General features: G+C 61.7%; 2 protein-coding genes. Both read left to right on the top strand.

Features of this window, described 5'->3' with window-relative positions:
- Positions 1-477 (top strand): PKD domain-containing protein (locus K1X71_21175; protein MBX7075662.1); only part of this gene is annotated, 477 nt, incomplete at its 5' end.
- Between the two features lie 277 nt (positions 478-754).
- The gene (locus K1X71_21170) at positions 755-3,115 is read left to right on the top strand and encodes a tetratricopeptide repeat protein (GenBank protein ID MBX7075661.1); all 2,361 of its coding nucleotides are present in this window, start codon (positions 755-757) and stop codon (positions 3,113-3,115) included.
- The last annotated feature ends 207 nt before the right edge of the window (positions 3,116-3,322 follow it).

Here is a 3,322-nt window from a genome sequence, read left to right as displayed (position 1 = left end):
GTGAGCCTGGGACCGTTCTACGAGAACAATGGCGGCACAACCACCGCCAACGTGCTCGGCACTGCCTTCGATGGCGATGACACCTCGTCGATCAGCGACACGTTGACCATTCTCAACGTGGCCCCGATCATCACCAGCTTGACCGCGACTGAGATTCCCAATCCGGGCCCCGGCGGATGCATCATCAGCTTCTCCGCCACCGCCTTCGATCCGGGTATCTTCGACATCCTGGTCTTCGACTGGGATCTGGATAACGATGGTCAATACGACGACTACACCGGTGTGCCCACTCCCAACACCCTCTACGGGCTGGGCGTCCACACGGTCAACGTCCAGGTTTCGGATGGCGACGGTGGATTCGGGTTCGCCTCGTACACCTTCGAGTGCGTTCCCGAGCCGACCACTTGGGTCGTGATTGCCCTCTCCGGAGGCGCCATGGCCCTGGCCACTCGGCTACGTCGGCGCAAGTCGGCCTAGCGGTTTCGCCTGTGCTAACCATCAAGAGCCGCTCTCGCTTCGGCGAGGGCGGCTTTTTTTGTTGCCCCACGACGCTCGCGCCGTCCTGTACCGTGCCAGATTGGCGCCTATACTGGACCTAAGCCGCCGGACTGCTGCCATTGGTCCCCAATGCGCTGCGGCAATTGATATGTCGCGCCATCCGTTCAACTCGCAATCGAACTCGCCAACGGCGCTGTATTTTTCCCAGGACGCGACCTTTTTCGGTCCGCCTCCATCCCTCAACTAACGGCAAACTGTGCTCCGACCCGCCAAACAGAAACAGTTGTCGGCTTGCGCGTGGCTCGGCGCAGCGCCCAAAGTCGCAGTCGCAATCTCTGTCGGACTGATCCTAGTAGTCGTCGTCGCCTATTGGGGAATCGGCGCCAATTCATTTGTCCAATACGACGATCAGGTTTACATCACCGAAAATTTCAATCTCGACCGCGGCTTTTCGAGCACCGGTCTGAGTTGGGCGTTTTCGACATTCACCGCGCACAATTGGCATCCCGTCACTTGGTTGTCGCACATGCTCGATGTCAGCGTGTTGGGGCGGCATGCTGCCTGGCATCATCGCGAAAATGTCTTGCTGCACGCCGTCAACAGCGTGTTGCTGTTCCTCATTCTGCTGCGCCTCACAGGCCGGCAATGGCCTAGCGCCGCGGTTGCCGCGCTATTCGCCGTCCATCCGCTCAATGTCGAATCGGTCGCCTGGGCGGCCGAGCGCAAGAATCTGCTGAGCACCCTGTTTTGGCTGCTTGCCATGGCGGCCTACGTGCGATACGTCGATCGCCCCTCAATCGCTCGCTATTCGCTAGTCGCCGTCTGCCTCGCGCTAGGGCTGATGTCCAAGCCCATGCTGGTCACTCTCCCCTTCGCGCTGCTCTTGATCGACTATTGGCCTCTGCAGCGCGCCAGCTTCAATTCTGCGGAATCGCGCACTTCGCGCGATGCCGACAAGCCTGGTTGGCAAAAGCTGCTCTTGGAGAAGACGCCTTTGATCGCGCTGGCCATTGGCTCAAGCGTGGCCACCTTTCGCATGCAGGCTAAGCCCGATTTTACATTGCTCCCGCTGCCCCAACGCCTAGGCAATGCGGTGGTCTCCTATGTCGAATACCTGCGCAAGCTCTGTTGGCCTTTCGATCTGGCGGCGCTCTATCCACATCCGCGCGGCCAACTGGCTATCGGGTGGGTTGTGGCGTGTCTGGTGCTGCTGGTTGCGATCACAGCCCTCGTTATTTGGCAAGCCAAGCGTCGCCCCTATCTGCCAGTCGGCTGGTTTTGGTATCTCGGCACGCTAGTGCCAGTGATCGGCGTCGTGCAAGTGGGTTCGCAAGCAATGGCCGATCGCTATGCCTACGTGCCAACCATCGGCGTGTTCATCATCATCGCCTGGGGTATCGCCGATCTGAGCGCGGCCTGGCCACGTCGCCAGTGGGTCTTAGGCGCCGCGGCCACAGCGCTGCTTCTCGCGCTCACCTGGCTGACCAACCAGCAAATGCGCGTCTGGCGCGACACGGGCACGCTCTTCGCCAATGCCCTCCGCGTGAACCATGCCAACGATGTCGCCCATTTTCTGTACGCCAACGACCTGTTGCGTAAGCTCGACAAGTCCCCCGCGCACGCCGCACAGCGAGCAGAGGCGATTAAGCATTTGCGAGAAGCGGTGCGACTTTCACCCGGCGACGAAGAATTCGCGCTCGGCCTGGCTGGCGCGCTCGCCTGGAATGGCGACTTCGCCGAGGCGAACTCCATGCTCGATCGCGTGCTGGCCGATAGCCCGCAATCGCTTGCCGCGCTCAATCAGCGCGGCGTGCTACTGTTGGAACGGGACGATCTGCTTTTGGCCATCGCCGATTTCAAACGGGTCATTCAACTGGCTGGCGCTTCGCGCGCCGATGACAAAGCGCTCGCCCAGGCGCATTTCGGCCTCGGCGTGGCCTATGCGCGGCAAGGCGACAAGGAAATGGCATTAGAGCAATTCAACCGCGTGCTCGCGCTCAACGCCACGCGACTCGACGCGCGGCTCTATTCCGGCCGCCTTGAGCGAGAGCTAGGCCATCACGATCGAGCGTTGCAACATTTCACCGAGGCCGCTCGTTATCATCCCGACAGTGTCGACGCGCAAAACGAACTGGCGCTGGCGCTGGTACATCAAGGCCACCCTGAGCAAGCGATCGAGCGCTTGCGGCAAGTCGTCGTCGCGCGCGCCAGCGACGCCGCCGCGCGGCTGCGGCTCGGTCAACTTCTCATAAGCCAGGGTCATCGCGCACAAGGCATTGAGCAGCTAGAAGCCGCCGTGCGGCTGCGGCCCACTTGGGTGCTGGCGATCAACGACTTGGCTTGGCACCTGGCCACCACCGACGGCGCCCCCGCCGACGCGCAGCGCGCGCTGGAACTTGCGACTTCGGTCAACCGCGATTCGAAATCGGACAAGGCCTCGCACCTAGACACCCTGGCCGCGGCCTATGCGGCCACGGGACAGTATCAGCAGGCGGTGACCACCGCCGAGCAAGCTCGCGAGGCCGCAATCGCCGCCGACGACATTTCCTTCGCCACCCGTATCGAGTCTCGCCGCCAGTTGTACGCCGCAGGCAAACCCTACCGCGCGCAGCCCTAAGCTCGCCCTTTCAATCTACAGCATCACCCTCCATGTCGCGCCGCCAAGAGTATTTTGCCGAGCTCACCGGCGTCAGGGCATTGGCGGCCTGGGCGGTCTTCAACTACCACTTCAACATGTTCGACCGCACGTGGTGCGGCGAAACCGTGTTTCGCCTCTGCCACGAGATGTATCTCGGCGTCAACGTGTTTTATGTGCTCAGCGGCT

It is taken from the genome of Pirellulales bacterium (assembly GCA_019694455.1).
Lineage (GTDB): Bacteria > Planctomycetota > Planctomycetia > Pirellulales > JAEUIK01 > JAIBBY01.
The sequence above is the reverse complement of the archived record's forward strand: the minus strand, read 5'-3'. Positions and strand labels throughout refer to the sequence as shown.